The organism is Paractinoplanes aksuensis, from assembly GCF_024137025.1.
Taxonomy (GTDB): Bacteria; Actinomycetota; Actinomycetes; order Mycobacteriales; family Micromonosporaceae; genus Actinoplanes; species Actinoplanes aksuensis.
This window is the reverse complement of the sequence record NZ_JAMYJR010000010.1, coordinates 123854-149132: the sequence shown is the minus strand read 5'-3', so window position 1 is coordinate 149132 and position 25279 is coordinate 123854. Positions and strand designations below refer to the sequence as shown.

Sequence of the window (25279 nt, the reverse complement as noted above, 5' to 3'; positions counted from 1 at the left end):
CATACGGTTGTCGGACACTGGATAGACCTCCGTTGTTGCGAGCCCGGGTCGCGCCCACTCGCACGGGGCTGGCGTGATCCGCGGGATGCTACCAAGCTGAGCAGGCCAGAGGCGAGAGCCGAGCGGGCGGTATCGCGACCCGTACCTTCGGCCCCACTAGGCTGTGCGCATGGCCGACGACGAGGTGGCCCACGTCGTACGCGAAATGCTGTCCGTCATTCCCGCCGGTTGCTCCTGGCTCCTGCCCGTGACCAGCGCCGACGGCCTCGTGTGTGACTTCCGCGTGGCCGCGACCAGCGGACATGGGCACGACATCCACCGCCGGGGCACCAGCCGCATCGACCACCTTCTCAGCGAGCTGTATCCCGGCATCGTCGGCGGCCCGCTCTGGCAGCTCTACCTCGAGGTCGAGCGCACCGGCGAGCCGGCCGAAATGCGAGAGTTCCGGTACGACGAAAAACAGGCCGGGGTCGTCGCACATTCACTCTTCGACGTGACCGTCCATCGGGTGCTCGGCGGCCTGCTCGTCTGGTGGCAGCGACTGGACGAAGATCGTCACCGCCTGCGACGCACCGAACAACTGGCCAGCCTGGGCTGGTCCGAATACGACTTGGTGACGGGCGACGTCGGCTGGTCCCCCGGCATGTACAAGATCTTTGAACGCGACCGCGAACTAGGCCCCCTGGCCCGCGGCGAACAAGCGGCGGCGATGCTCGACGAAGACCGCCGCCTGGCCGAGACGGCCTGGCAGACCCTGGACAGCGGCGCCGCCTCGGACATCACGGCCCGCTTCCGCATCGGCCCCGAGATCAAACACCTACGGATCCTGTCGGACACGGTCAACGACGCCGACGGCCACCCCGTGAAGATCAACGCCGTGGTCCAGGACGTGACCGCCCGCGAGAACACGCGTACGGCCATCGACCGCCTGCGCGACCAATTGCACAGTCGCGAGATGACCGCCCTGGCCGAGCACCGCCTGGCCGCCCAGCTGCAGAATCTGATCCAGCCGGTCCCACGCGACCCCCTCCCCCTGCCCGGCCTGCAGGTGCTGGTCAACTACCGCCCGGCCGAGAACACGGTCCGCGTGGGCGGCGACTGGTACCACGCCGACCGCCTGCCGACAGGCCAGGTGGTGCTGGCCGTCGGCGACGTGGCCGGCCATGGTCTGGGCGCGGCCAACGGCATGGCCCATTTGCGGTTCGCCCTGATCGCGTGGCTGTCGATCGGCCTGCACGATCCCGCCCAGCTGATGACCCACCTCAACCGCCTGTGCGGCCAACTGGGCCTGACAGGAACGGCCGTCCTGAGCGTCTACGACCCCGCGACACGCGAACTGTCATGGGCCCGCGCCGGCCACGCGGCCCCTTTGCTGGCCCGCAACGGCGAGGCGGCCCCCCTGGCCCGGCCGGAGGGGCGCCTGCTGGGCGCCGACAACGAAAGCTACTACGAGGTCCACCGCCCATGCCTGGCCCCACACGACCTGCTGCTGCTCTACACAGACGGCCTGGTCGAACGGCGAGGGGGTCCGACGCTGCTGCCCGAGGTGCTGGACGCCCTGGCTGAGGCCTCCCGGCAGCCGGACACGGTGGGTGCCCTCTACACCCGCCTCAACCGCCCCAGCCCCGACGACGACACCTGCACACTGCTGGTCGAGGTCACCTGACCCCGCCGGTGAGGCCGACCGACGACCAGGCCGGCACGCGGACAGGTGAGCCTGACTGCCGCCCCTCACCGCGTGTGGATGGCTGAGCTCGCTCACCAGGCCAGCAACGACGTGGCCGAGCTGACTGCCGCCCCTCACCTTGCGTAAACGGCCGAGGTCGCTCACCAGACCAGCAACGACGTGACTGCCGCCCCTCACCACGCGTAAACGGCCGAGGCCACTCACCAGACCAGCAACAACGTGCCCGACGTGACTGCCGCCCCTCACCACGCGTAAACGGCCGAGGCCACTCACCAGACCAGCAACGACGTGCCCCGGGTGACTGCCGCCCCCACCGCTCGCGAATGGGCAGGCCTGCATGCCAGGCCAGCACGACGTGGCCCAGGTGGGTGCCGCCCCCACCGCACACAGACGGTCGAGGCCGCTCACCAAGCCAGCGACGACGGGCCCGGGGTGACTGCCGCCCCCACCGCACGCGGATGGGCGGGCTTGCATGCCAGGCGAGCAGCGACATGGTTGGGGTTGGTGCCGCTGACTCCGGACGTGAATGCCTCGGTTGCCCGCTGGAGGGTCGAGACGTGACGATGCTGCGTGCCGCCCTTTCCCAAAACCCCAACTGGGTCGAGTGGTGTTGAGGTAGGCCACGGTGCAGCTGCGGTGGATGACGCCGACCAGCAGACGCGAGTGGTTCGGCCACCCCTAGGGATGCGACGATCTGCACGGGGCGGCGGGATTTGCGGGCCGCGATGATCGGCGGGCGCACCAAGTCCGAGGGCTGGTCTTGTGCGGGTCGGCGGTGTTCGGACTGCGAAGGTTGATGTGAGGCCTGCGCCCCTGAAGTCACGGAGCTCGACCCGCCCCTTGCGTCGCTTGCACGAGACCGCGCGCCCACCTCGGCGTCGATGGCTTCGACCGGCTGAGCAGACACGACCGGCTGAGCAGACACGACCGGCTGAGCAGACACGACCGGCTGAGCAGGCTTGGCGGGTTCGGGCCGATGTGGTGCCGGAGCGCGTCGGAGCTTCGCTTCGATGTCGGCGGGGGTCCACGGCCAAGGCTTGCCGTCCGGATCCGACGCGGCTGCGCGACGTAAGCGGCTCAGCTTGGCGGCATGTCGCTGCTGCAGACCCCACGAGCGGTGCCGCTCGTGCTCACGACGAAATTCTTCACCGGAAGGCGAATAGTTCCGACGCCGGGTCCTGTCGCGCATTTTCGCAATCTCCGCCTGACTGAACAACTGCATCTGCCGCATATCTATATTGTCCCGCGCCAACCACGAAAAAGCTCCCCCAGTCGGCGAGTCGATCATGCCAGGTTTCGATTCTAAATAAGCACGAGACGAAGTCTCCAATTGTTTACCCCCGCCTGGCTTAACTTGCCACCTTGACAATGTTTACGAATTCCCGCGAAAGCACTGACCACAGCGCCAGCGGTAGCGGCGGCGAACGCTGCAGCCGTGCTGACGACAGCGGCGCTGAAGGGAGCAGTCAGCCGCGGCGCCGACAGAGGAGCGACCGGCCGCGGCGGCGACGGCGACGGCGACGGCGAAAGTGACGGCAGCGACGAAGGTAGCGGCGACGGCGAAAGTAGCGGCACCGGTGGCGGCGATAGCGTCGGCAGCTGCGATAGCGACGGTAGCGATGGCGGTGGCGGCAGCTGCGATAGCGACGGTCGCGGCGGCGGCTGGCGGCGGCGGCAGCGGCGGCAGCGGCAGCGGCAGCAGCGGCAGCAGCGGCAGCGGCAGCAGCGGCAGCGGCAGCAGCGGCAGCGGCAGCAGCGGCAGCAGCGGCAGCGGCAGCGGCAGCGGCAGCAGCGGCAGCAGCGGCAGCGGCAGCGGCAGCTGCGGCAGCTGCGGCAGCTGCGATAGCGGTAGCGGTGGCGGCGGCAGCTGCGATAGCGGTGGTAGCGGTGGTAGTGCTGATAGAGGTTGCGGTTGCAGTGGCGGCGATGGTGAGAGGGGTCGCGATGACGGGCGACGGGCGACGGGCGACGGGCGACGGGCGACGGGCGACGATCACAGCGAAAGTTGCGCTGAAGGTCGCAGTGCAACGCGGGCCGCTGGGTCAGCGGCAACGATGGGCCCGATGCGGAAAGCGACATGACCCGGGGCATGGCGGTGGAGGTGGCAAAAACAATTGCTGGACGCGCGGATCGGCCGGATAAAGAAACCAACTGCGTTCGCGCGGCTCGCACGAAATGGGATAGACTGGCCAGGAGTAATTACGTAGATCCAGCAGGGGTGCTCGAACGCAGCACGATAGCTTCGGTCGAAGTGGGAAGTGGTCTATAGCGCCGGCAAGAACGATTCTGCGCGAGATATATTCGAGCCCGCGCGACATCCGATTGAAGCGCGTCCACCCGTTCCAAGACCGGCGGCACCCACCTTCACCACGACGCTTCCGTGCCTGGCGACCAACCCCGACCACCGCAACAGGCCGCACAACCCGAGACCACGACGTCCCCGCGCCTGGCGACCAACCCCAGCCGCCCAGCGCCGCGACAGGCCGCACAACCCGAGACCACGACGTCCCCGCGCCTGGCGAGCCACCTCAGCCACCCAACCGCCGAACAGGCCGCACAACCCGGCACCAACACCCCACCGCGCCTGGCGACCAACCCCAGCCACCCAGGGTTGCATCAGGCCGCTCGGCCCGACACCACGACGCCGCGTCTGGCGAGCCACCTCAGCCACCCGACCGCCGAAACAGGCCGCACAACCCGACACCACGGCATGGCAGCCATCCCCAGCCACCCGACCACCGCAGCGGGGCCGCACAACCCGAACCACGACACCACCACGCCTGGCGAACAACCCCAGCGCCGCGACAGGCCGCACAACCCGGAACCACAACGCCACCACCCCCAGGCACGGGCACGAGACGACTACGCCTGGCGGTCAACCCCCGGCCACAAGGGAGCGCGACTGCCGGCGAGATCCAGCTGCGGTCTAGTTCGGGGATTCCAGGTCGAGGAACAGGCGGACTCGGGTGCCGTCCTCGGCTGAGTCGACGCCGACCTCGTCGCAGATGCGTTCGACGATGGCCAGGCCTCGGCCTCGTAGGGCGTCCGCTGCCGGCATGGTGCGGCCCAGCACTCGGACCGGGCCGCCGTCGATGACGTCGCAGATTATGCGGCCGTTGTCGGCGTGCAGGCGGACCACGCCGCCGCCGGCGGTGTGTTGCAAGGTGTTGGTGGCTAGTTCGCTGACGGCCAGGGTCAGCAGTTCGGCCCGGTGGTCGGGCAGGCCCAGGCGGGCGGCGCCGGTGCGAATGAATTCGCGGACCTTGGCCAGGTCGCCCGGCTCCGTATAGGTGATTTCGGCGTCGCTCATCCGTTGACCGGGCCCAGCAGCGCGCCGACGCCGGTGATGTCGAGGACGTCGGCGACGGCGCCGCTCGGGTTGACCAACGTTATCCGGCCGCCGCGGGACTGGGCCTGCAGATGGGCGGCGACCAGGCCGTGCACGCCGCTGGAGTCGAGGAATTGGAGCGGGCCCAGGTCGACCACGACCAGCGGGGACGAGCGGACGGCGGCTTCGAGCACCGCGTGCAGTTCGTCGCGGACGGCCAGGTCGCACTCGCCGGCCAGGGTCACCCGTACCTGGTCGGTGCCCGCCTGCGTTGTTGCTTCGAAGTTCGGCATTCCCTCCCCTTGCGTACCGGGTCACATCATGACATCCACGATCCCGGTTCCCAATGTTGTCCGGCGGGCGGGCGAATCCCCCGCCTATCCCTTGCGCGACGACAAGCGCCTCTGTCTAGGATCAAACCGTCAAATACGGCTATAAGGCGCTTACGGGGATGAACCATGCGTATGAAGCAGTTGTGGATTGTCTCTGTCACGGCGGCCGGTCTACTCGCCGGCTCGGGCGGTGCAGCGGCCGCGTCGGCCGACCACGAACTGGCGTACTGGACCATGAACGAGTCGCCCGGGGCGCGCACCATGCGTGACGTGAGCGGGCACGGTTTCCACGGGCGCATCGGCAGCGAGGTGGCGGTCGGCATCCGGTCCGAGGGACGAATTGCGTACGGATTCGAGCGCCTCGAGCCGGACACGCCGCCCACCCGCCCGGGACACCTGGTGATCGTCCCGGACGACCCGCGGCTCAACCCGGGCAGCCGCGACTACAGCATCGAGATGCGGCTGCGCACCCGCGACCACTTCGGCAACATCGTCCAGAAGGGCCAGGCCACCGTACGGGGTGGCAGTTTCAAGCTCCAGATCCCCAACGGACGGGTGCAGTGCTGGTTCCGGGGCTCGCGGACCTCGCTGCTCGTCACGGCGCCCCGGCCCATCAACGACGGGCGCTGGCACACCGTACGGTGTGAACGCAGCAGCGACGGTGTCAGCCTGGCCATCGACGGACGGGTCGTGGCCGAGCGGGCCGGATGGACCGGCCCGATCGCCAATTCGTGGCCCCTCGCGATCGGCGGGAAGTCGGAGTGTGACCAGGTGGATGTGGGCTGTGACTACTTCGCCGGGGACATCGACTACATCGCGATCGACGTGGAGGATCCCGGCTGGTAACAGGTGTTGACACCCGTCCCGATCCTCCGCGATTGTTCCCTGGTGAGCGACGAGTGGCCGATCGCGGGAAACCTGCTGGCGGCAAGATACCGGCTGGTCACGCTCCTGGAGACGGGCGGGATGGCCCAGATCTGGCGGGCCGACGACGAGCTGCTGGCCCGTCCGGTCGCGGTCAAATTGCCCAAGGGCTCGCAGGTCGTCTGGCGCGAGGCGCGGATGGCGGCCAAGCTTCAGCACCCGAACATCGCGGCGGTCCACGACTACCGTGAGGCGGTGCGGGCCGACGGCACGGTGGCGCCGTTCGTGGTGATGGAGTTGCTGGCCGGCGAGAGTGTGGCGGCCCGGCTCGAACGCGAGCCGATCGAGCTGCCCGAGGCGGCCCGGATCGGTGCCGCGGTGGCCGACGCGCTGGCCGCGGCGCATGCCAACGGGGTCGTGCACCGCGACATCAAGCCGGGCAACGTCATGCTCACCCCGACCGGCGTGAAGATTCTCGACTTCGGCATCAGCGCCACGGCCGGCGAGCCGGACGACGACGAGTCCGGTTCGACGTTCGGCACGCCGGCCTACGTGGCGCCGGAGCGGCTCGACGGCATGCCGGCCGAACCGGCGACCGATGTCTACGGGCTCGGCGTGCTGCTGTTCGAGATGGTGACCGGCGATCCGCCGTACCCGGTGGACACCTGGGAGGAGCTGGCCGAGGCCCGGGCCAGCGGGCCCACCGCGCTGCCGCCCGAGCTGCCGGCCGGGTTCCGGTCGCTGGTCGACCGCTGCCTGGCCGACGATCCGGACGAGCGTCCCGGCGCCGACGAGGCCCGCTTCGACCTGACCGCCCTCTGGCTCAAACCCGACAATTCCCCCACCGTACGATCGGAAGCCCCCGCGCCGTCGGCCGCGAGCAGCCGCGAGTCCGCAGCCACCCGCGGCGCCGATGAACCCGACCCGGCCACCCTCGTCGCAGGCGCCGGCCCCACCGGACGCACTGGCTCTCGAGCGGCCGGGCCCGCACGCTCCCGGCCGACGAGTGGCCCCCGCGGCGAGCGGCCCACCGGTGGCCGGCCGGGCACGCACCCGGGCAGTCGTGGCAGCGAGAACCCGGGCCCGCACCCAGACAATCGCCGTGGCGGTAACCCGGTGGACGGGCTGCGCACGCACCCAGAAAGTCGGGGCGGCGGCAACCCGGCAGGCCGCCCGCCGCGTGGCACCCGGCCCACGGCGCCTCAGCAACGCGCGTACGCCCCCGGCCGGGCCCCCGCCGCGACGCTCGCCCTGACCCCGGCCCCCGCTCGGCGCTGGGTGTTGGGCATGACCGTCGTGGTTCTGCTGGCGGCGGTGGCCGGCGCGGTGCTCGCGATCAACTGGCCGCGGGCGACCAACGAGGCCGCCCCCGACCTGCCGCCCCCACCCGCGATCGCCTCGGAAACCCCCACGCCGGCGCCGACCCCCGCCAGCAGTCCGCCCACCACCACGAGCTACTCCCCCGCCCCCAAGAGGGTCACTCCCACGCTGACCTTCGACGACGCCGTGGGCCGCTTCCGCAGCGCCGTCGAGGACGCCGACATCCGCTCCGACGTCGCCGAAGACCTGCTCAACCTGCTGAAACCCATCGCCAACGGCAACGGCGCCAACGTCGGCAGCCAGGTCGCCAACCTCCGCCAAAAGATCAACACCCGCGTCGGCGAGGGCTCCGTCTCCCCGGCCCAGGCCTCCCTCTTCCGCTCCCGCCTGGCCGACGTCAACCGCGCCGCCGGCACCTGACCTTCACGAAGACCACTGCTTCCCGCCGGCCGACATGAGTCAAGATTCCGCACCCACCCGCCGCAAACGGCACTGCTTACCCCCATCCACGCGGAAAAGGGCCGAAAGCACCCGAAAAACGCTAAAATTACCGCTTCCGGTCCCCCCGCCCGTGAGCCGCGCCGAAAGCAGCTAAAACTACGGAAAATTACTACTTCCCTCCCACCCGTGCGAACCAGGACAAAGCACACCTGGCTACCGCAAAAAGTGCCGCTTCCGTCGCTCCCGCCGCAACCGGGCCGACAGCACGGACCACCGCGAAGGCGCCGCTTCCGTCCCACCCGCGGAACCGCGCCGACAGCACGGACCACCGCAGAGACGCCGCTTCCGTCCCACCCGCGGAACAACGCCGACAGCACGGACCACCGCAAAGACGCCGCTTCCGTCCCACCCGCGGAACAACGCCGACAGCACCTGACCAACGCAAAGGCGTCGCTTCTGACTCGCCCGCTCAGATCGGGCCGACGGGGTCTTTGGCCATCGCGCCAACGCCAGGCGCCGCCGCGAGAAGTCGCGGAAAGGCGCCGAAGTCAAAGCCCCAGGGACAGCCTCGGAAGGAGCGGCAATCAGGCGTCGAGGCAGCGGCCGTCCGGCAGCAGGCCCGCGTACCACTCGTGGAAGCGCTCGTCCGGCGCCGGTGACACGTCGCCGAGCACGCAGGCCGCGCCGACCCTCACGGCGTAGAGCAGCGACCCCGGTCGGGTCGGATCACTCTCGCGTCCGAGCCGGACGACAGCGTTGTCATACCCACCCGCCACCAGCGCCCGGCGCACCTTCTCCACGTCCGGCTCGGTGGCCGACAACTCACCCGCCCCGGCGTCGTGCACCTTCAGGTGAACGGCCACGGCCGCCTCGTCGAGCGCCTCGTCCTCCCCGATGCGCGGCACGCTCGTACGCCGGTGGCTGTCTTTCAGTTCGAACGCGCAGTGCCCGTCCTCATCGTTGGCCGGGTCCGAGCAGGTGGCCGCACTCGCGACCGGGTCGGCCGCCTCCCGTTCCGGCTGGCCGCACGACGCGACCATCAACAGCGTCGCGACCGTCACCGTCCGACCCACCAGCAATTTCACACCGGAAAGCTACCTGATCAACGCAGGAGTCAAGATCAAGCCCGTGAGACCGGATCAGGGTCAGAGGTCGGGGCCGAGCCGACCGTCACGCCGAGTGGGAAATCCAGCAAAGCCAGAAATTACTCCAAACCGGAAGTAAGGCCGGGCCGGGACTCAGCCCGAGGCGGGACTCAGGCCAAACCGGGGCTCAGGCCGAACTGGGACTCAGGCCGGGCCGGGACCCAGACCGAACCGGAACTCAGGCCGGGCCGGGACCCAGACCGAACCGGAACTCAGGCCAAACCGGGACCCAGACCGAACCGGAACTCAGGCCAAACCGGGACCCAGACCGAACCGGAACTCAGACCGAACCGGAACTCAAGCCGAGCCGCGGATGACCAGGCGGGTCGGGAGGACGATCTCGGCGTCGCCGGGCTCGCTGCCGTCGATCTTGGCCAGGAGCAGGCGCACCATTTCGCGGCCCATCTCGGCGATGGGCTGGTCGACGCTGGTCAGGGGCGGGTCGGTATGCCGGGCGATCACCGAGTCGTCGAAGCCGATCACGGCCACGTCCTCCGGCGTACGCCGCCCGTACCGGCGCAGCACCTGCAGCGCGCCCGCCGCCATCATGTCGGAGGCGGCGAACACCGCGTCCAGATCCGGGTACTGGTCGAGCAGGCGGTGCATGGCGTCGGCCCCGCTCTCCTCGCTGAAGTCGCCGAAGGCCACCGGCCCGTCGCCGACCACGTCGCGGTAGCCCTCGAGCCGGGCGATGCCGGCCGCCATGTCGAGCGGGCCGGTGATGGCCGCGATCCGGCGGCGGCCCTGGGACCACAGGTAGGACACGGCCTCGCGCGCGCCGGCCCGGTTGTCGGCATCGACGTAGGTGCCTCGTTCGGCGTACATGGGACGGCCGACCCGGACGGTGGCGACGCCCCTCTCCTCGAGGACCGACGGCAGCGGGTCGTCGCCGTGCAGCGAGAGCAGCAGGGCGCCGTCGACGTGCTGGCGGGTCAGGTAGCCCTCGAGCCGGCGGCGTTCCTCGGGGGCCTGCGCGATCATCAGGACCATCTGGAGGTTGCGGGCCACCAGCACCGACGAGATCGACTGCACGATGCGCCCGAAGAACGGCTCGGCGAAGAACCGCTCGCCCGACTCGAAGATGACCAGGGCGATCGAGTCGGTGCGCTGGGTGACCAGCGTGCGCGCGGCCCGGTTGGGCACGTAGCCCAACTCTTGGATCGCGTCCTCGACGGCCTGCTTGGCCCGCGGGCTGACCTGTTGCGACCCGTTCACCACGCGGGACACGGTGCCCCGGCCGACACCGGCGCGCACGGCGACCTCTTCCAAGGTCGGCCGGCCGCTCGCGCGGTTCCGCTCCGTCGTCATCGATGGCACCTCCCCGGCGCACCCGACACAAGCACGCCCGACCAGCGCCACCGGTGGTCGCGCCCGACACAAGGTACCTGCCCAGCGCTTGCCGCAACATGATCGCTCCGGTCAATCCCGGTACGGAGTGTCGCCAAACCTCCGCAACTGGGGCGCGGCGACGGCTCATTCCCGGGCCGGAGTGTCGCCGAACCTCCGCAGCTGGGGCGTGGTGGCGGCAATCGCCGCGGTGGCGACGACGGCGGTGAGTCCGCCCAGGACGAGCGCGACCCCGCCCGTGGTGCCCGCCGCGACCAGGCCCGCGCGCAGGTTGCCGAGCTGCGGACCGGCCGCGCCGGCGATGTGTTCGAGCGACGAGATGCGGCCGCGGTAGCCGGGCGGGGTCACCGTCTGGATCACCGTGCCGCGCGACACGACCGCCCAGGTGTCGGCCGCGCCGGCCACCGCGAGCAGGGCCAGGAAGAGCACCAGGCTGCCGGTCAGCCCGGCCGAGCCGAGGGCGACGGCCCAAACCGCGCCGCAGATCAGCATGAGCCGGCCGGGGCGCGGCTGCCGGGTGGCCAGTCCGGACAGGATCATGGCCAGCACCCCGCCGACCGCGAGGGCCGTCGTGAACAGGCCCAGCACCTCGGGGCGGCCACCGAACTTCTCGGCGTTGACGACCGGGAACAGCGCCACCGGCATGGCCAGCAGGGTGGCGGCCAGGTCGGCCAGCAGCGCACCGCGTACGGCGGGAGTTCTTCCCGCGTACGCCAGACCGGCCCGCACCGACCGCCAGCCGGGCGTGCCCTCGGCCGGGGGAACACCGGACGGCAGCCCGGCCAGCCCGACCAGCGCCGCCGTGAAGGTGAGCGTGTCGAAAGCGAGGCACCAACCCACCCCGGACACCGCCGTCAGCGCGCCCGCGGCGGCCGGCCCGAGCAGCATGGCGATCTGGAACGAGAGGTGGTTGAGAGCCAGCCCGGCGGCGAGCCGGTCGCCGCTGAGCAGCGCGGGCACGAACGTCTGACGGGCCGGGCCGACCAGGCCGCCCAGCGCCGACTGCAGCGTCACCAGCCCGAGCATCGCGGGCACCCCGCCGAGGTCGGTGAACGCGACGACGGTCATGGCGGCCGACAGCCCGATCTGGGCCACGGTGCAGCGCAGAGCCAGCAGCCGGCGGTCGACGTGGTCGGCGAAGGCGCTGCCGATCAGGGCCATGACGATCAGCGGCAACCCGATGGCGAGCCCGACCAGACCGACCGCGGCGGCGCTGCCCGTGCGGTCCCAGACGTAGAAAATGACGGCGAAGGCGCCGAATTGGCCGCCGAACCCGGAGGCGGTCGTGCCCAGCCAGAGCCGCCGGAACGTCGGGTTCTCGCGCAGCGGCCGCAGATCCGTGAGCGCCGCCTTCACGGCGAGGTGAGGCGCTGTTTGAACGACCGGGCGGCCAGCAGCGCCCGCAGGTCGGCCACCACCTGGGTCATCGAATAGGGCAGCTCCTCGTCGAGCTGCCGCACCGCCGCCTCGGTCGACCGCCACTCGTCGACGAGGAACGGCATGATCTCGCGCGACCGGGCGGTGAGAGCGATGGGCCGCGTCCGCCCGTCGGCCCCGGCCGCGCTCTCGACGAACCCGGCCCGGGCCATGGCCGCCGCGGTCTGGCTCATCGCCGAGTGCGACACCCCGCGCCGGGCCGCGAGCTGGCGGATCGTCATCGGCCCGAACCGGTGCAGGGCGATGAGCGGCCCCACGAAGCGGGTGCGCATGCCCTCGATGCCGGCCTCGGTGTAGAGAGCGGCGATGTCACGGTCGAGGTCGGCCAGCAGCGCGTGCAGGTCGCTCCAATGGTTGCTGTCGAGCAGATCCATCGGAGCAATGTAACAGCGCTTATATATTTCCCGCGACCCGCGGCAGCGTGACCACGACGGCCGCGCCTCGAGCGGGTTCGCTCTCGATGCGTACGGAACCGCCGTGTCCTTCGACGATCGCCTTGACGATGCTCAGACCCAGACCGGCCCCCTGCACCTCGGCCCGTTCGGCGTCGGCCGAGCGCCGGAAGGGGGCGAGCACCCGTTCCCGGTCGGCCGCGCTCATCCCGATGCCGGTGTCGCGCACCGTGAGCTCGACCCGATCGCCGCGAACGGCCGCGCCGACCGTGATGCTGCCGCGCGGCGTGAACTTCACCGCGTTGAGCACGAGCCGTTCGATGACCTGGACCATCCGCGCCTCGTCGGCCTCGACCAGCACCGGCTCGGACGCCTCGGCTCGGATCTCGAGCCCGCGGCCTTCGGCCAGAACCTGATTGCGTACGACCGCCGCGCGCGACAGTTCGGCCAGATCGAGCCGGCGCTTGGTCAGGCGCAGCTGGTCCGGGCCGGCCTGCGCGGCCAGCAGCATGTCGTCGACCAGCGCCATCAGCCGGTCCGAGTTGCGCCGGATCCGGCTCAGGAACTCGACCTCGGCGGCCGGCGCCACCCCGTCCTCGGCCAGCATCTCGAGGTAACCGTTGATCGAGGTCAGCGGGGTGCGCAGCTCGTGCGTGACCCGTGAGATGAACTCGTCCTTGAGCTTGTCGGCCTCGCGCAGCCGCTCGTTGGCGGCGTCGATGCCCCGGGCGTACTGCCGCAGCTCGAGCTGGGCCACCACGTGCCGGGCCAGCGTGCGCAGGCCCTGACTCTCGGCCGGGGTCAGCAGGCGCGGCTCGTGGTCGATGACGCACAGGCTGCCCAGCACCTCGCCGGTCGAGGTGACCAGCGGCGCCCCGGCGTAGAAGACGATGTGGGGCGCGCCGGTGACCAGCGGATTGTTCTGGAACCGGGGGTCGAGGCGGGCGTCGGGCACCTGCATGACGTCGACGCTGTACATGGCGTGGGCGCAGAACGAATCCTCGCGGGAGGTCTCGCACATGTCCAGGCCGATGTGGGCCTTGAACCACTGACGGTCGGCGTCGACCAGGCTGACCAGCGCGATCGGCGTGCGGCACAGCTGCGCGGCGAGCACCGCGATGTCGTCGAAGTCGCTCTCGGGCTCGGTGTCCAGCACACCGTAGCCGCGCAGCGCCGCCAGACGCTGCTGCTCGGCAGCGTCCGCGTGAACCAGTGTTACCGGCATTTCCGCGCCCTTCGTCGGTGTGCCTCGGCCTTGCTCCTGTCGGGGGTTAACGGTCGGCGACGACCTCAGCGGCCTGAGCGGTCCGGCGGGTGCAGGCCGGTGATCAGGGGTTGCCTCTGCGGTGTTCGAAAATGAGGTAGGTCTCGGTGCCGGCGATCAGGCGCGTGCCGCTGAGCCGCTCGGTGATCACCTCACGCAGATCCTCCACGTCCGCCGTGGCCACGTGCAGCAGAAAGTCATAAGAGCCGGAAACGAAATACACATCCCGTACGGCGGGCAGGCCGGCCAGCGACTCGGCGAACTTGCCGATGGCGTCCCGCGACTCGCTGCGGATCCTGACGGCGATCATGGCCTGGATGGGCCGCCCGATCCAGGCCGGGTCGACGTCGGCGTGGAACCCGCGGATCGCCCCCAGCTCGCGCAGCCGCCGGATCCGGGTCAAGCAGGTCGAAGGCGCGATGCCGACCCGCTCGGCCAGCGCGTTGTTGGGCATGCGGCCGTCGGTCTCGAGCAGCGCCAGCAACTCGCGGTCGATGTGATCCAGACCTCGAAGATCCTTCGGTACGTCGGTCATTTGCGCCCCGCCATTCGCAGTTTCTTCGACTCACTCCGTACAAGCAGAATGTTATTCGCTCTTGTTGCGATCAAACAGCACATCGTTTCACGCTGTGCCGGACGACGAGAGGACCTGAGATGCACATCGGTGTGCCGGCTGAGATCAAGAACCACGAGTACCGGGTGGCGATCACCCCCGCGGGAGTGGCCGAGTTCGTCCGCCGCGGGCACAGTGTGCTCGTCGAAGCGGGCGCGGGCGCCGGTTCGGCCATCACCGACCAGGACTTCGTGGCCGCCGGGGCCGAGATCGCGCCCGACGCCGACACGGTCTGGCAGCGCGCCGACCTCTTGCTCAAGGTCAAGGAACCGATCGCCGCCGAGTACGGCCGGCTGCGCGCGGGCCAGGTCCTGTTCACCTACCTGCACCTCGCGGCCGACGCCGACGGCACCAAGGCCCTGCTGGCCAGCGGCACGACGGCCATCGCCTACGAAACGGTGCAGCTGGCCGACGGCTCGCTGCCGCTGCTGGCCCCGATGAGCGAGGTCGCGGGCCGGCTCGCCCCGCAGGTGGGTGCGTACAGCCTGATGCGCAACTCGGGCGGCCGCGGCGTCCTGCCGGGCGGGGTCCCGGGCGTCAGCCCGGCCAAGGTGACGGTCATCGGCGGCGGCGTCTCCGGCGTCAACGCGGCGACGATCGCGCTGGGCATGGGGGCCGACGTCACCGTGCTCGACCTGAACATCTCGCGCCTGCGCCAGATCGACGCCCAGTTCGGCGGCCGGGTCAAGACGCTGGTCTCTTCGTCGTACGCGCTGGAGCAGTCCTGCATCGAGGCCGACATGGTGATCGGCGCCGTGCTGGTGCCCGGGGCCAAGGCGCCCAAGCTCGTCTCGAACGACCTGGTGAAGCGGATGAAGCCCGGCTCAGTGCTGGTCGACATCGCCATCGACCAGGGCGGCTGCTTCTCCGACTCGCGGCCGACCACCCACGAGAACCCGGTCTACAAGGTGCACGAGTCGGTGTTCTACTGCGTGGCCAACATGCCCGGCGCGGTGCCCAACACTTCGACGTACGCCCTGACCAACGCCACCCTGCCGTACGCGCTCAAGCTGGCCGACCTGGGCTGGCGCGACGCCCTGAAGGCCGACCCCGCGCTGGCCCTGGGCCTGAGCACCCACGACGGCGCCCTGACCAACGCCGAGGTCGGGACCGCGCTGGGCCTCCCTTCGGTCGAGATCACCGCTGTGCTTGACGGCTCCGCTTCGCTCCGCGGGTGATCGCCCTTTGAGCTGGTGAGGAGGGGCGCGATTTTCCGCCGTCCGCAAACCCCGCGGCCGTCGAAAAACCGAGCCCCTCCTCACCAGCGGGCGATCACCACATGTGGTAGCCGGAGGTCAGAGGTAGTTCGAGATGTGGGACAGGTCGGCCGCGCTGAGGCGATCGGTGCTGGTGTTGCGCTGGTGCCAGTACGGGTAGCGCAGGTTGTCGCTGCTGGCGTCGTCCAGCGCCTTGACCTCGTCCGCCGTCAGCTCGAGGTTGGCCGCGGCCAGGTTGTCGCTGAGCTGCTCGGTGGTGCGGGCCCCGACGATCAGCGACGTGATGCCCGGCTTCTGAGCGATGTAGGCCAGCGACACCTGCGCCGCCGACACGTTGTGCGACTCACCGATCTTGACTGCGACCTCGATCGAGTCGTACAGCTTGTCCTCGTCGTAGATCGGCGGCTCGCTCCACTCGGACAGGTGCCGGCTGCCCTCGGGCGCCGTGACCCCACGCCGGTACTTGCCGGACACCAGCCCACCGGCCAGCGGGCTCCACACGAGGATGCCGACGCCCTGGTCGAGCGCGGCCGGCACGATCTCCGCCTCGATGTCCCGGTTGGCCAGCGAGTAGAACACCTGGGTGCTCGCGAACCGCTCGAGCTGCCGCGCGTCCGAGATGCCGAGCGCCTTGACCATGTGCCAGGCCGAGTAGTTGGAGCACCCGACATAGCGAACCTTGCCGCTGCGCACCAGGTCGTCCAGCGCGGTCAGCGTCTCTTCGAGCGGCGTCTGCCCGTCCCACTCGTGCACCTGGTAGAGGTCGATGTAGTCGGTCCCGAGCCGCCGCAGGCTGGCCTCGGCCCCGCGAATGATGTGGTGCCGCGAGAGCCCGGCGTCGTTGGGCCCGTCCCCCATCGGCATCCGCACCTTGGTCGCGATCAACACATCGTCGCGGCTGTCCCCGAGCGCCTCGCCCAGGATCTCCTCACTGAGACCATCCGAGTACACGTCGGCGGTGTCGATGAGGTTGACCCCCGCATCCCGCGCGATCGCGATCTGCTCCCGGGCCCCCGCCACATCAATCTTGCCAACCGGCGACGCCCACCCCGTGCCGCCGAAGCCCATCGTGCCCAGCGTGAACGTCGAAACCCGCAGACCCGTACGGCCTAGCTGCCGGTACTGCATCCTGATTCCCTCTTCCTGACCATCGTTAACGCTCCACCCAGCCTTCCCCGCGCACAGACGGCTGTCCACCGGAACGGCGCCAACCCGTATGTGATCTAGAGCGACATCGGCACTCAGCGACTCATGACCGAGCCCATCCCGAGAGCAGGACCAGTTATCTTCAAATCTCGGATACCTCCGTGGCCACGTGCCGCCAAGGGGGATGGTTGCGTGAGTCAGATGTCGAACTCTCCAGGAATTGCAGCCGTATCATCTACTCCGCTGGGCGACGGCGCCCGGCCATCCTCCCGCATCGACCGCCGCGTCGGGCCCCCGCCGAGGTGCTCCACGAACGTCACGTGCCCCGCAATCTTCAGGCTGGCGGACGGCAATTTCGCGATCGTCGGGACACACCACACCGACGTGCTCCGATCCCAACTGCCGACCGATGCCGGGGTGGCCGACTACGAGCGCATCGTCGTCGTCCCGAAGGAAGTAATGTTGGGGGCGACATGGGAACTGGTGCTTGCCCTGGCGGGGTCCGCGGCGTCGACATTGCTGTCGACCTTGGCCCGCCGGAACCGTGCCGCACCGAGCCTTCTCACGACACAAGCCCCCAGTCGGGTACGCCCAGTTCTTAAGGCGCTCCCCCAGCTTGCCCATCAGCGGCGGATTGTGCGGCAACGGCGCGTTGATGAGCCTCGTTCGCCATAGTCTGGAATTCTCTTCCCCGCCGGTTGAGACTGGGATCGCCGGACCACCTCGCTCCAACCAGAGACCACCATTCGACGGCTGCGGGCTCACTAAAGAGAAGATCGAATTGGGCGGCCAGCCCCTGCGGACTGAGTTGCCCTGTGTTCCAGAGCATCGACCAATGCGCAACCCACAGGTTGAGCACCATTAACCTGCGCGCCTCCACGTCGGACTTGCCGGTGATTCTCGGAAAGGCCATTGAGGGATCGTCCACGGCGATTCTCGCCAGCTCGAAGTGACGTTCGCGCAGCAGCATGACTTGAGTCAGACGGACCTGACGCCATTGAAGCAGCAGCGAACCGGCGATGCCACAGAAGGCAAGTCCCGCCAGGATCGCGGATACGCCGCCGTAAGCTTGCCCCACCTCTGAGAGCCTGTGCCAGTCCTCGGACCGGCCTACAGTCGAATCCAGCAGCCAGGGCGAAACCACGATCATGGCAAAGAAGCCGACGACAGCCGTCCCACCAACGACTGCCATGACCCAACTGCGATGCACTGAAACACGAATCGTCTTCACTCGGCCATAGTTACCTTCAGTTGCAAGCAGAGCACTCTGGGCAACATTCAGACGAGCGCTCAGGCACCGCACGATGGTGGAGTGACCGGGCGCTACCTTGATCGGGTGCTTCTGACAACCGAAGACGGGACCCGGCTGGCGGCGAATCGGACCGGTGATGGGCCGCCTGTGGTGTTGGTGCACGGGTCGGCGGGTGGGCTCGACTCGTGGGAACCGGTGGTGCCGTTCCTGCGGGAGCGGTTCGAGCTGTGGACGTACGCGCGGCGGGGTTATGCGCCCAGTGGTGAATGCGCACGGCCCAAGACCTTCGCCGATGATGTGGGCGATCTGCGGACTGTGATCGAGGCGGCGGGTGGCACGGCGCATGTGGTTGGCACGTCGTACGGGGCCACTGTTGCCCTACATGCCGGGCTGGCGTCAGCGGGGATCCGGTCGCTGGTGGCGTTCGAGCCACCGCTCTTCTCGGCCGGGCCGGCTCTGATCGGGGTGCTCAGCCGGTACCGCGCGCTGCTCGACGGTGGGGATCTGGTCGGGGCGGCACGGCTGCTGGCGGCAGAGGTGGCCCGCGTACCGGCGGCGATCCTGCCGGCCGTTGCCGCGCCGCCGGAGTCCGAGGCGATCGGCTGCCTGCATGACCTGGAGGCCATGACTGCTGATACGACTGATCTCGCGCGCTGGGCCGGGATCGCCGTGCCGACGCTGCTGTTGCAGGGCAGCGACACCTGGCCGCCGATGCCCGACACGATGGAGGCTCTGGCCGCCGCGCTGCCGTCGGCCGCCCGCACCATCCTTCGTGGTCAGTCACATTTCGCCTCCCACACGGGCCCGGAGCAGTTCGCCGCGGCGCTGATCGACTTCCTGCCGAAACACGACTGAGCGCGGCCGCCCGGAGCCTTCCCACGGCGCAGAGCTCCCCGCGGCCCGGAGGCTTCCCGCGGCCCGGAGGCTTTCCGCGGCGCGGGACGAGACCGATCGCCGGGGCCGCGGGTCAGCACTCGGCGCCGACGCTCACCTCGGCTTGTTGCTCGCGGCCGCCGGCCCGTACGGTCAGCGCTACGCAGGTGGGTGCGGTGACTTCGTAGCCGCCGGCGAAGGCCAGCCAGCCCTGCGGGCTCGGGCAGGGTGGCACCCTGATCGTTGTGCCTTCCGGGCCGGGGCTGCCCCAGCCGAGGGTCACGCCGGGCGTGGTCACGGTCATTTCGATGGCTCGGTCGGCCCGTACGAGCAGGCCGGTCTTGGCGAACAAGCGGCCGGGCTCGCCGGAATCGTGTGCTTCCAGCACCCGAGTGGGTAGGGCCACCGAGTCGAGTACGAGGCGGAAGTTGTCGTCCGGCGGGCGGCCGCCGATGTCGTGGGCGCAGTCGACCGAGTCCGGCCGCGCGTCGCCGGACGGCGACCCGGTCGGCGCGGACGGCCCGGTTGCCGCGGACGGCGCGGAGGGCCCCGTCGGCGTGGATGGCGGCCCGCTCGGCGTGGGTGAGGTCGAGCAGGCGGCCACCAGGACCGCGAGCAGGGCGGCCCATCCGGCGCGGAGATGTCGGCTTGTCACAACCGATGGACACCCGTGCCGGGGTGGAGGTTCCTCACTTCTCCAGGATCTGCTTCAGACGGGCCAGGTCGGCGGCGACGTTGTCGCTGTCGCGGGCGAAGTCGGCGTCGGGCGTGCCGGGCGGGCGGCGTACGGAAAAGACGATCTCGGAGCCGTCGCCGTAGGGGACGACGCGGACCGGGTTCAGGAACTGCCGGCCCGACTCGAGGGTGACCAGGTGGTCGAGGACGCCGAAGCCGTTCTTGGGGGCGAACTCGACGCGGACCCGGCCGCCCAGGGCCGCCGAATGCACGTACCAGTCGCCGTCCTCCTGCTCCACCGACTCGCCCAGACCGGGCGCCCAGGCCGTCAGGTTGGCGGGGTTGGACACGTACGCGTAGACGTCGTTGGCCGGGCGGTCGATGCGCTCCGCGATGTGGGCCGTATCAGTGGTCATGCCCCTGATCCTCCGCTTCTGCCGGTCAGGCGGCCAGTCGGAACACCTCGGCGTGGCGTTGCCGGGCGGGCACTCGCAGCGCTCGCAGGCTGTGCAGCACCGCATTGGTCATGGCGGCCGGGCCACAGACGTATACGTCGCGCTCGGTGATGTCGGGGACGAGGCCGCGCAGGTTCTCGGGGCTGAACGGCTGGTTGCCCTCGACGGTGCGGCCGGTCAGCAGGTGCAGGCGCGCGCCGCGCAAGCGGGCCAGATTGCGCAGCTCGCCCAGCAGCACCGCGTCGGCCGGAGTGCGTACGCGGTAGAGAACCACGATGTCACCGTCGAGCGACTCGTCCTCGAGGAGCGCGCGGATCGGGGTCACGCCGATGCCTCCGGCGATCAGCAGGGTGTCGGTGCGGGTGCGTCCGGTCGCGGTGAAAGCGCCGTACGGGCCCTCGGCGAACACCCGCGTGCCGACCGGCAGATCGCGCAGGCCGGCACTGGTCGTACCGATGGCTTTGGCTGTCAATCGCAGCGAGTGACCATCGGGCGCAGCCGAGAGTGACCACGGGTTGACCTGCCACCACCGGTTGTGACCCGGGAACCGCCACAGGAAGAATTGCCCGGCCCGCGCGTGCAGCTTGTGCAGATCACGCCCGGTCACATGCACGGACACCACGTCGGGCGCCTCGGCCACCACCGCCGCCACCCGCATCCGGTGCCGGAGGTTGCGGATCAACGGCAGGAAGACACGGCCGGTCAGCAGCGCCCCGATCGCGAAGGCCCACAACCCCCACCAGTACGCCTGGGTGTAGTTGTTGGTCTTGAAGGCGCTGCCCTCGTAGACCTGGTGGACGACGCCGAGCACGATCACCGCATAGACCAGCAGGTGGATCGTGTGCCAGGCCTCGTACGGAACACGTTTGCGCACGGCCCGCACCGAGGTCGCCGCGATGACGCCGATCAGAATCGCCGCGATCATGCCGAGCGCCACCGGCAACTGCTTGGCCAGCGTGGGGATCTCGCTCAGGATCGGGATCTTGCCCGGCTGGGAGTAGCCGAGCAGCACGAATGTCGGATGCAGCAGCACCAGCCAGAAAATGGCGAACCCGGTCCAGCGGTGCCAGCCGGTGAGCCGGTCCAGGCCGATGCGCCGGTCGAGGAACGGCAGACGGGCGATCAGCAGCAGCTGCAGGGCCAGCGCGAACCCGAGATGCAGGCCGAGAACCCGGCCTATGGTGGTCAATGTGTTGTGAGCCGGGGTGTTCGGGCGGGTGAGCATGAGCTCGACAATGACGAGGTTGAGCAGCAGAAAGGCCCAGAGCAGCACGTACGCCGCCCGGGCCTGACCGGTGAGCCGCAGCTGCGGCCGGGTTGCGGTGGTCATCCGGAACCTCCCGGGGGTGTTCTAGCGGTGATCGTGCGGCGGCGCAATCACCCACACGACACCGGCCCGCCCCGGGTTCAGCGGCGGCGGCCGCGCCGGGGTGGCGCGGCCCGGCGATACTGGCCCGGGCGCCCGGCCGACGGGCGGAGAGGGGCAACACGTAGTGACGCAGCCGGCCAAGCCGACGGACCAGACCCAGCCGATCCCATCGACGGAGGATGAACCCACCGAGGCCATCCCCGCGACGGGCGCGGCATCCGCCGACCCCGAAAAGCCGGCGGCGGGCCCGCTGCCCTCAAGTGATGCCGAGCCACCCACGGTCGTCAGCCCGCCCGCGGCTGGCGAGCCACCAACGGTCATCAGCCCGCCCGCGGCTGGCGGGCCCTCCTCGGACGCCGGCTCGCCTGCACCCGCCGGGCCGTTCACGGCTGCGCGCCCGCCGTCAGCCGGCGGGCCATCCGGGGACGCCAACTCGCCCGCACCCACCGAGCCGTTCACGGCTGCACGCCCGCCGGCAGCTGCCGGGCCATCCGCGGATGCCAGCTCCCCTGCGCTTGTCAGGCCCTCTACAGCTGGCAGCCCGGCCGCAGCCATCGGCCAACCCACAGGCTCTGGCACGCCGGCAAAGAGCAGTCGACCCACGGACCTTGGCTCGTCCGCGTACCCCGGCCGGCCTACTGATCTGGGCTCGCCCGCAAACAGCGGTCGGCCCGCGGACCTCAGCTCGCTCCCGCGCCCCAGCCGACCCACAGACCTCGGGTCAACCGCGAACGCCAAGCGGCCGGCAGACTTCGGCTCAGCCACGAACCGAGGCCGGCCTGAAGACGTCAGCTCGCCCGCAGATGTCAGCCGGCCCGCGAACGGTGATTCGCCCCCAGCCGTCGGCCACCCCATTGACGTCAAGTCGCCCACGAACGCCGGCCGACCCGCAGACGATCGACCCGCGAACGCCGGCCCGCCCGCGAACGTCGACCGGCCCGAAGACGGCCGCCCCTCAAACGTTGACCGACCCACAGACGATCAACCCGCGAACGCCGGCCCGCCCGCAAACGTTGACCGGCCCGCAGAGGGCCGACCGGCAGACGGCTCGCCCAAGAACGCCGGCCGGCCCACAGACGTCAGCCCACCCACTGTGGGAGGGGGAGGTGGTGGCCGATTTTACGCCGATCAAGACGATCCGAATCGGTTGTCCACAGGCGGCGTCGGTCACTCGTCGAACTATCCACAGGCGACGGCATCGTCAGCGGTCCCGGGCGCGCAATCGGCTCAGCAGAGGACGCCGGCCGGCCGGGGAGCGTCGGAGCCGGGCGCTGCCAGCCCCGCCCACCACGACCCTGATCTCACAGCGCCGCTCGGAGTAGTACCGCCCGACAAACGAGCGGAGGGCCCGCAACCCGACCGCTCGACCGCGTCAGACCCGGACCGCACGACCGTGTTTCCGGCCGCGACAACTCCCGGACACGCTGCGGACCGCCGAGGAGGAGCCGGGTCTGTCGGGGGTGACACAACGGCTGCCCCCGCCGCCGAAGACCACGACCGCACGACCCCGGCCCCCGCCGACGTAGACCCCGCCCGCCCAACGGCTCGCCCGGCCGGCCAAGACCCCGACCGCACGACGACGATCCCTGCCGCCACGGACCCGGACCGTACGACGGCGATGCGAGCCGTCCCAGCGCCGCCGCCTGAGCAGAAACCCTCCCGGGACGAGCCACGTGCCGCCAGTTCGTTGGCGGTGCCCATCACGCCCGGGGTCCGCCCGGTGAAGTCTCCGAACGACCCCGACCGCACTGCGCCGATGACGCCGCTCGCGAGCCCACCCCGCGAACGCCCGAACTCAGCCGCGATCCCGGCACCCCGGCCCGAGCAGAACCCGCTCACACCACCGAGACCCGCCCCGGGCAACGTCTACGGCGGCGCATCCCAGCCCGCCCCGCAGCCGGCCCAGTACGGCCGCGGGCCCACCCAGTACGGCGGCGGCACCACCACTCCCCGCCGCCGGAAGCGCCTCCTGGCCGTACTGATCACCGCAGTGCTGCTGGTAGCCCTGCTGGGCGCCGGCGCCACCGCGCAGCTCACCCGATCCTTGCCGGCGGCCACCCTGGCCACCACGGTCGCCGCCACCATGAAGGTCCCCGGCAAGGCGCCTGACCTGCCATGGCCCGACCAGGGCTCAGCCGAGCTCATGATCGAGGGCCTCGGCCGGCTGGGCGGCTCAGGCCCCGACGAAGCCGCCCCCATCGGCAGCGTCGCCAAGGTCATGACCGCGTACGTAATCCTGCGCGACCACCCCCTCAGCGGGGACGAAGAGGGCCCGTCCCTCACCGTGACCGCCGCCGACGTCGCCGACTACCAGGCCCGGATCGCCAGCAACCAGTCCCTCGTACCCGTGCGGGTCGGGGAGAAGCTGACCGAGCGCGACGCCATCGAGGCCCTCATGCTGCCCTCGGCCAACAACATCGCCCACCAGCTGGCGATCTGGGACGCCGGCTCGGAGAGCGCCTTCGTCGACAAGATGAACGCCGCCGCCGACGACCTGGGCATGGCCGACACCAAGTACACCGACCCCAGCGGCTACCTGCCCACGACCATCAGCACCGCCCCCGATCAGGTCAAGCTGGCCCGGGCCGCGCTCAAGTCGGAGGTCTTCGCCGAGATCGTCGCGCTGCCCAGCGCCACCATCCCGGTCGCCGGCAAGATCCGGAACTACAACGACCTGCTCGGCGTGCAGGGCGTGTTCGGAATCAAGACCGGGTCGACCGATGAGGCCGGCGGCTGTCTGCTGTTCGCCGCGCGTCTCACCGTCGGCGGGCGCAAGCTGACCATCGTCGGGGCCGTGTTCAACCAGCCCGGACTCAACACACCGGAGCAGCTGGCCAACGTCAACAAAGAGATCAAGACCCTGCTGCGCGCGGTCCGTCAGACGGTCAAGCAGTACACGCTGCTTCCGGCCGATCCGGTGGGTGAGATCCGTACGGCTTGGGGCGACACCACCCCGGTCCGCCCGGCCACGCCGCTCAAGGTGGTCGGCTGGCCCGGCCTGACCGTCCCGCTCAAGGTCAGTACGACCGCTCCGGGCGCTTCGGTGACCGCGGGCCAGCCGGTCGGCACAGTTCAAGCTTCGGGCGTACGGGTGGACCTGCGCGCCGACGCCACGACGTCCGACCCCTCGGTGTGGTGGCGCCTGACCCGTCGCACGTAGGATCGGTAATACCGTGTGGCAGATGAAGAAGGGCAGGCGGCCATGTCTTATCAACCCATGACCATGGCTGCCCTCGCTCTGTTTCTGGTGCGCGAGAGGGACGAGGAGACCCAGTGGAAGTACGTCTGGGAATTCCTCGAGGAGTACCGGTGGGAACCCGCCGAGCGGCAGGTCGAGCTGATCCGCGACGAGCCCGCACCCATCGGCACTGACAAATGGGATGTCCTGCTGGCGGCTCTGGCTGAGCATCTAGCCGCCCAGATGGATTTGGCTCCGCCCGAGTGGACGAGGTCGCGGCACCTCGCCACCCCCTGGTTCACCTCCTCGCTTCCTTCCAAGCGTATGGAGGCGCTGGTCACCGCTCCGGCCGCTTTCCGTAAGCACGGCGTCTACCTTTCCGCCCGCGATCTGGAAGCAGCGTGAGCGACGACGCGCTTCTGGGGCGGGCAGAGCTGGAGAGGGCTTTCGGAGCCCTCGGAGACCGCCTTCTGCGCCGCGGCGCTACTCGAAGACCTCTTCTCAACGGGGTGAAGTCCTCCTCGAGTCAGGCGCTCCCGGATCTGGCGGGTCAAGAGGGCCAGGTCCGGGCCGTCGAGGATCTGTTGCTCCTTGCCGTAGAGCTCGCCGAAGTGCGGGTCGACGAACGTGTGCCCCTGCCAGTTCCGGGGTGAGCGATACCGTGGCACCACGTGCAGGTGGACCTGGGCGTTGGCGTTCATGAGGAACGCGTGGTTGAACTGGTCGGGCGCGAACAGGCTGGACACGGCCGCGGTGAGACGCGCGATCTGCGTACGCAGATCGGTCCATTCATCGGGGCTGAGCGCGGTCACCGATTCGACGGGGCGGTTGGCCACGAGCATGGTCTTGCCGATCAGGTTCTGGTTCCAGTTGACCGACAGCGTCCACAGCGGTTCGACCGCGATCACCGTGTCGGGGTTGAGCTTGAGTGCCATGCCGGCGAG

22 protein-coding genes are annotated in these 25279 nt (G+C 70.0%); 8 read left to right on the top strand and 14 right to left on the bottom strand.

Annotated features, from left to right (window positions below; translation table 11 throughout):
* The first annotated feature begins 169 nt into the window (after positions 1-169).
* Together M1L60_RS11130 and M1L60_RS11125 are read left to right on the top strand one after the other, a co-directional pair.
* Complete coding sequence (locus tag M1L60_RS11130; protein WP_253237277.1) at positions 170-1666, top strand: PP2C family protein-serine/threonine phosphatase; 1497 nt, start codon at positions 170-172, stop codon at positions 1664-1666.
* A gap of 1456 nt (positions 1667-3122) precedes the next feature.
* Positions 3123-3533 (top strand): hypothetical protein, encoded by a 411-nt coding sequence (locus M1L60_RS11125; RefSeq protein ID WP_253237276.1) that lies wholly within the window; start codon positions 3123-3125, stop codon positions 3531-3533.
* A 1080-nt stretch (positions 3534-4613) separates the two neighbouring features.
* Here M1L60_RS11125 and M1L60_RS11120 read toward each other — a convergent pair.
* A complete protein-coding gene (locus tag M1L60_RS11120) occupies positions 4614-4997 on the bottom strand; it encodes an ATP-binding protein (protein WP_253237275.1) in 384 nt (127 codons plus the stop codon).
* A complete protein-coding gene (locus M1L60_RS11115; protein ID WP_253237274.1) occupies positions 4994-5308 on the bottom strand; it encodes an STAS domain-containing protein in 315 nt (104 codons plus the stop codon). Before M1L60_RS11115 ends, M1L60_RS11120 begins: the two co-directional genes overlap by 4 nt.
* Positions 5309-5473: 165 nt before the next feature.
* Here M1L60_RS11115 and M1L60_RS11110 point away from each other — a divergent pair, with 165 nt between their 5' ends.
* The gene (locus M1L60_RS11110) at positions 5474-6193 is read left to right on the top strand and encodes a laminin G domain-containing protein (protein ID WP_253237273.1); all 720 of its coding nucleotides are present in this window, start codon (positions 5474-5476) and stop codon (positions 6191-6193) included.
* Between the two features lie 42 nt (positions 6194-6235).
* The gene (locus tag M1L60_RS47545; protein ID WP_308208449.1) at positions 6236-7951 is read left to right on the top strand and encodes a serine/threonine-protein kinase; all 1716 of its coding nucleotides are present in this window, start codon (positions 6236-6238) and stop codon (positions 7949-7951) included.
* Positions 7952-8556: 605 nt separating this feature from the next.
* On the opposite strand, the gene M1L60_RS11100 is transcribed toward M1L60_RS47545, so the two are convergent.
* The 6 genes from M1L60_RS11100 to M1L60_RS11075 form a co-directional block, all read right to left on the bottom strand.
* The gene (locus M1L60_RS11100; protein ID WP_253237272.1) at positions 8557-9057 is read right to left on the bottom strand and encodes a DUF6993 domain-containing protein; all 501 of its coding nucleotides are present in this window, start codon (positions 9055-9057) and stop codon (positions 8557-8559) included.
* A 357-nt stretch (positions 9058-9414) separates the two neighbouring features.
* A complete protein-coding gene (locus M1L60_RS11095) occupies positions 9415-10425 on the bottom strand; it encodes a LacI family DNA-binding transcriptional regulator (protein ID WP_253237271.1) in 1011 nt (336 codons plus the stop codon).
* 165 nt (positions 10426-10590) lie between these two features.
* The gene (locus M1L60_RS11090) at positions 10591-11820 is read right to left on the bottom strand and encodes an MFS transporter (protein WP_253237270.1); all 1230 of its coding nucleotides are present in this window, start codon (positions 11818-11820) and stop codon (positions 10591-10593) included.
* Complete coding sequence (locus tag M1L60_RS11085) at positions 11817-12275, bottom strand: MarR family winged helix-turn-helix transcriptional regulator (RefSeq protein WP_253237269.1); 459 nt, start codon at positions 12273-12275, stop codon at positions 11817-11819. Before M1L60_RS11085 ends, M1L60_RS11090 begins: the two co-directional genes overlap by 4 nt.
* Positions 12276-12294: 19 nt before the next feature.
* A complete protein-coding gene (locus tag M1L60_RS11080; RefSeq protein WP_253237268.1) occupies positions 12295-13518 on the bottom strand; it encodes a GAF domain-containing sensor histidine kinase in 1224 nt (407 codons plus the stop codon).
* Between the two features lie 103 nt (positions 13519-13621).
* Positions 13622-14092, bottom strand: coding sequence for an Lrp/AsnC family transcriptional regulator (locus M1L60_RS11075; RefSeq protein ID WP_253237267.1), 471 nt, complete (start codon positions 14090-14092; stop codon positions 13622-13624).
* Positions 14093-14211: 119 nt separating this feature from the next.
* Here M1L60_RS11075 and ald point away from each other — a divergent pair, with 119 nt between their 5' ends.
* Positions 14212-15348, top strand: coding sequence for an alanine dehydrogenase (gene ald, locus M1L60_RS11070; protein WP_253237266.1), 1137 nt, complete (start codon positions 14212-14214; stop codon positions 15346-15348).
* Between the two features lie 117 nt (positions 15349-15465).
* On the opposite strand, the gene M1L60_RS11065 is transcribed toward ald, so the two are convergent.
* Together M1L60_RS11065 and M1L60_RS11060 are read right to left on the bottom strand one after the other, a co-directional pair.
* On the bottom strand, positions 15466-16515 hold the full coding sequence (locus M1L60_RS11065) for an aldo/keto reductase (RefSeq protein ID WP_253237265.1): 1050 nt from the start codon (positions 16513-16515) through the stop codon (positions 15466-15468).
* 616 nt (positions 16516-17131) lie between these two features.
* Positions 17132-17764: a DUF6082 family protein gene (locus M1L60_RS11060; protein ID WP_253237264.1), complete on the bottom strand. Its 633-nt coding sequence runs from the start codon at positions 17762-17764 to the stop codon at positions 17132-17134.
* A 105-nt stretch (positions 17765-17869) separates the two neighbouring features.
* Here M1L60_RS11060 and M1L60_RS11055 point away from each other — a divergent pair, with 105 nt between their 5' ends.
* Positions 17870-18640: an alpha/beta fold hydrolase gene (locus M1L60_RS11055; protein WP_253237263.1), complete on the top strand. Its 771-nt coding sequence runs from the start codon at positions 17870-17872 to the stop codon at positions 18638-18640.
* Positions 18641-18752: 112 nt separating this feature from the next.
* Here M1L60_RS11055 and M1L60_RS11050 read toward each other — a convergent pair whose 3' ends face one another.
* The 3 genes from M1L60_RS11050 to M1L60_RS11040 are packed head-to-tail and all read right to left on the bottom strand — an operon-like array spanning position 18753 to position 21118.
* Positions 18753-19313 (bottom strand): hypothetical protein, encoded by a 561-nt coding sequence (locus tag M1L60_RS11050; protein WP_253237407.1) that lies wholly within the window; start codon positions 19311-19313, stop codon positions 18753-18755.
* Between the two features lie 34 nt (positions 19314-19347).
* A complete protein-coding gene (locus M1L60_RS11045; RefSeq protein WP_253237262.1) occupies positions 19348-19749 on the bottom strand; it encodes an SRPBCC family protein in 402 nt (133 codons plus the stop codon).
* A gap of 25 nt (positions 19750-19774) precedes the next feature.
* Positions 19775-21118: a ferredoxin reductase family protein gene (locus M1L60_RS11040; protein WP_253237261.1), complete on the bottom strand. Its 1344-nt coding sequence runs from the start codon at positions 21116-21118 to the stop codon at positions 19775-19777.
* Positions 21119-22877: 1759 nt separating this feature from the next.
* On the opposite strand from M1L60_RS11040, the gene M1L60_RS11035 reads away from it, so the two are divergent.
* Both M1L60_RS11035 and M1L60_RS11030 read left to right on the top strand, forming a co-directional pair.
* Entirely contained in the window at positions 22878-24317 is a 1440-nt protein-coding gene (locus M1L60_RS11035) for a D-alanyl-D-alanine carboxypeptidase family protein (protein WP_253237260.1), read from the top strand.
* Positions 24318-24332: 15 nt separating this feature from the next.
* Positions 24333-24740 carry a hypothetical protein gene (locus M1L60_RS11030; protein WP_253237259.1) on the top strand — a complete coding sequence of 136 codons (408 nt, stop codon included), beginning with the start codon at positions 24333-24335 and terminating at the stop codon, positions 24738-24740.
* On the opposite strand, the gene M1L60_RS11025 is transcribed toward M1L60_RS11030, so the two are convergent.
* Positions 24707-25270, bottom strand: a complete 564-nt coding sequence (locus tag M1L60_RS11025; protein ID WP_253237258.1) for an HIT family protein — start codon at positions 25268-25270, stop codon at positions 24707-24709. The genes M1L60_RS11030 and M1L60_RS11025 overlap by 34 nt on opposite strands.
* Between the last annotated feature and the right edge of the window lie 9 nt (positions 25271-25279).

Bases quoted from the DNA above. Each gene is read 5' to 3' on its own strand.
- M1L60_RS11130 (WP_253237277.1), top strand. From the start codon at position 170: ATGGCCGACGACGAGGTGGCCCACGTCGTACGCGAAATGCTGTCCGTC.
- M1L60_RS11120 (WP_253237275.1), bottom strand. From the start codon at position 4,997: ATGAGCGACGCCGAAATCACCTATACGGAGCCGGGCGACCTGGCCAAG.
- M1L60_RS11115 (WP_253237274.1), bottom strand. From the start codon at position 5,308: ATGCCGAACTTCGAAGCAACAACGCAGGCGGGCACCGACCAGGTACGG.
- M1L60_RS11110 (WP_253237273.1), top strand. From the start codon at position 5,474: ATGCGTATGAAGCAGTTGTGGATTGTCTCTGTCACGGCGGCCGGTCTA.
- M1L60_RS11095 (WP_253237271.1), bottom strand. From the start codon at position 10,425: ATGACGACGGAGCGGAACCGCGCGAGCGGCCGGCCGACCTTGGAAGAG.
- M1L60_RS11085 (WP_253237269.1), bottom strand. From the start codon at position 12,275: ATGGATCTGCTCGACAGCAACCATTGGAGCGACCTGCACGCGCTGCTG.
- M1L60_RS11080 (WP_253237268.1), bottom strand. From the start codon at position 13,518: ATGCCGGTAACACTGGTTCACGCGGACGCTGCCGAGCAGCAGCGTCTG.
- M1L60_RS11075 (WP_253237267.1), bottom strand. From the start codon at position 14,092: ATGACCGACGTACCGAAGGATCTTCGAGGTCTGGATCACATCGACCGC.
- ald (WP_253237266.1), top strand. From the start codon at position 14,212: ATGCACATCGGTGTGCCGGCTGAGATCAAGAACCACGAGTACCGGGTG.
- M1L60_RS11065 (WP_253237265.1), bottom strand. From the start codon at position 16,515: ATGCAGTACCGGCAGCTAGGCCGTACGGGTCTGCGGGTTTCGACGTTC.
- M1L60_RS11045 (WP_253237262.1), bottom strand. From the start codon at position 19,749: ATGACCACTGATACGGCCCACATCGCGGAGCGCATCGACCGCCCGGCC.
- M1L60_RS11040 (WP_253237261.1), bottom strand. From the start codon at position 21,118: ATGACCACCGCAACCCGGCCGCAGCTGCGGCTCACCGGTCAGGCCCGG.
- M1L60_RS11025 (WP_253237258.1), bottom strand. From the start codon at position 25,270: ATGGCACTCAAGCTCAACCCCGACACGGTGATCGCGGTCGAACCGCTG.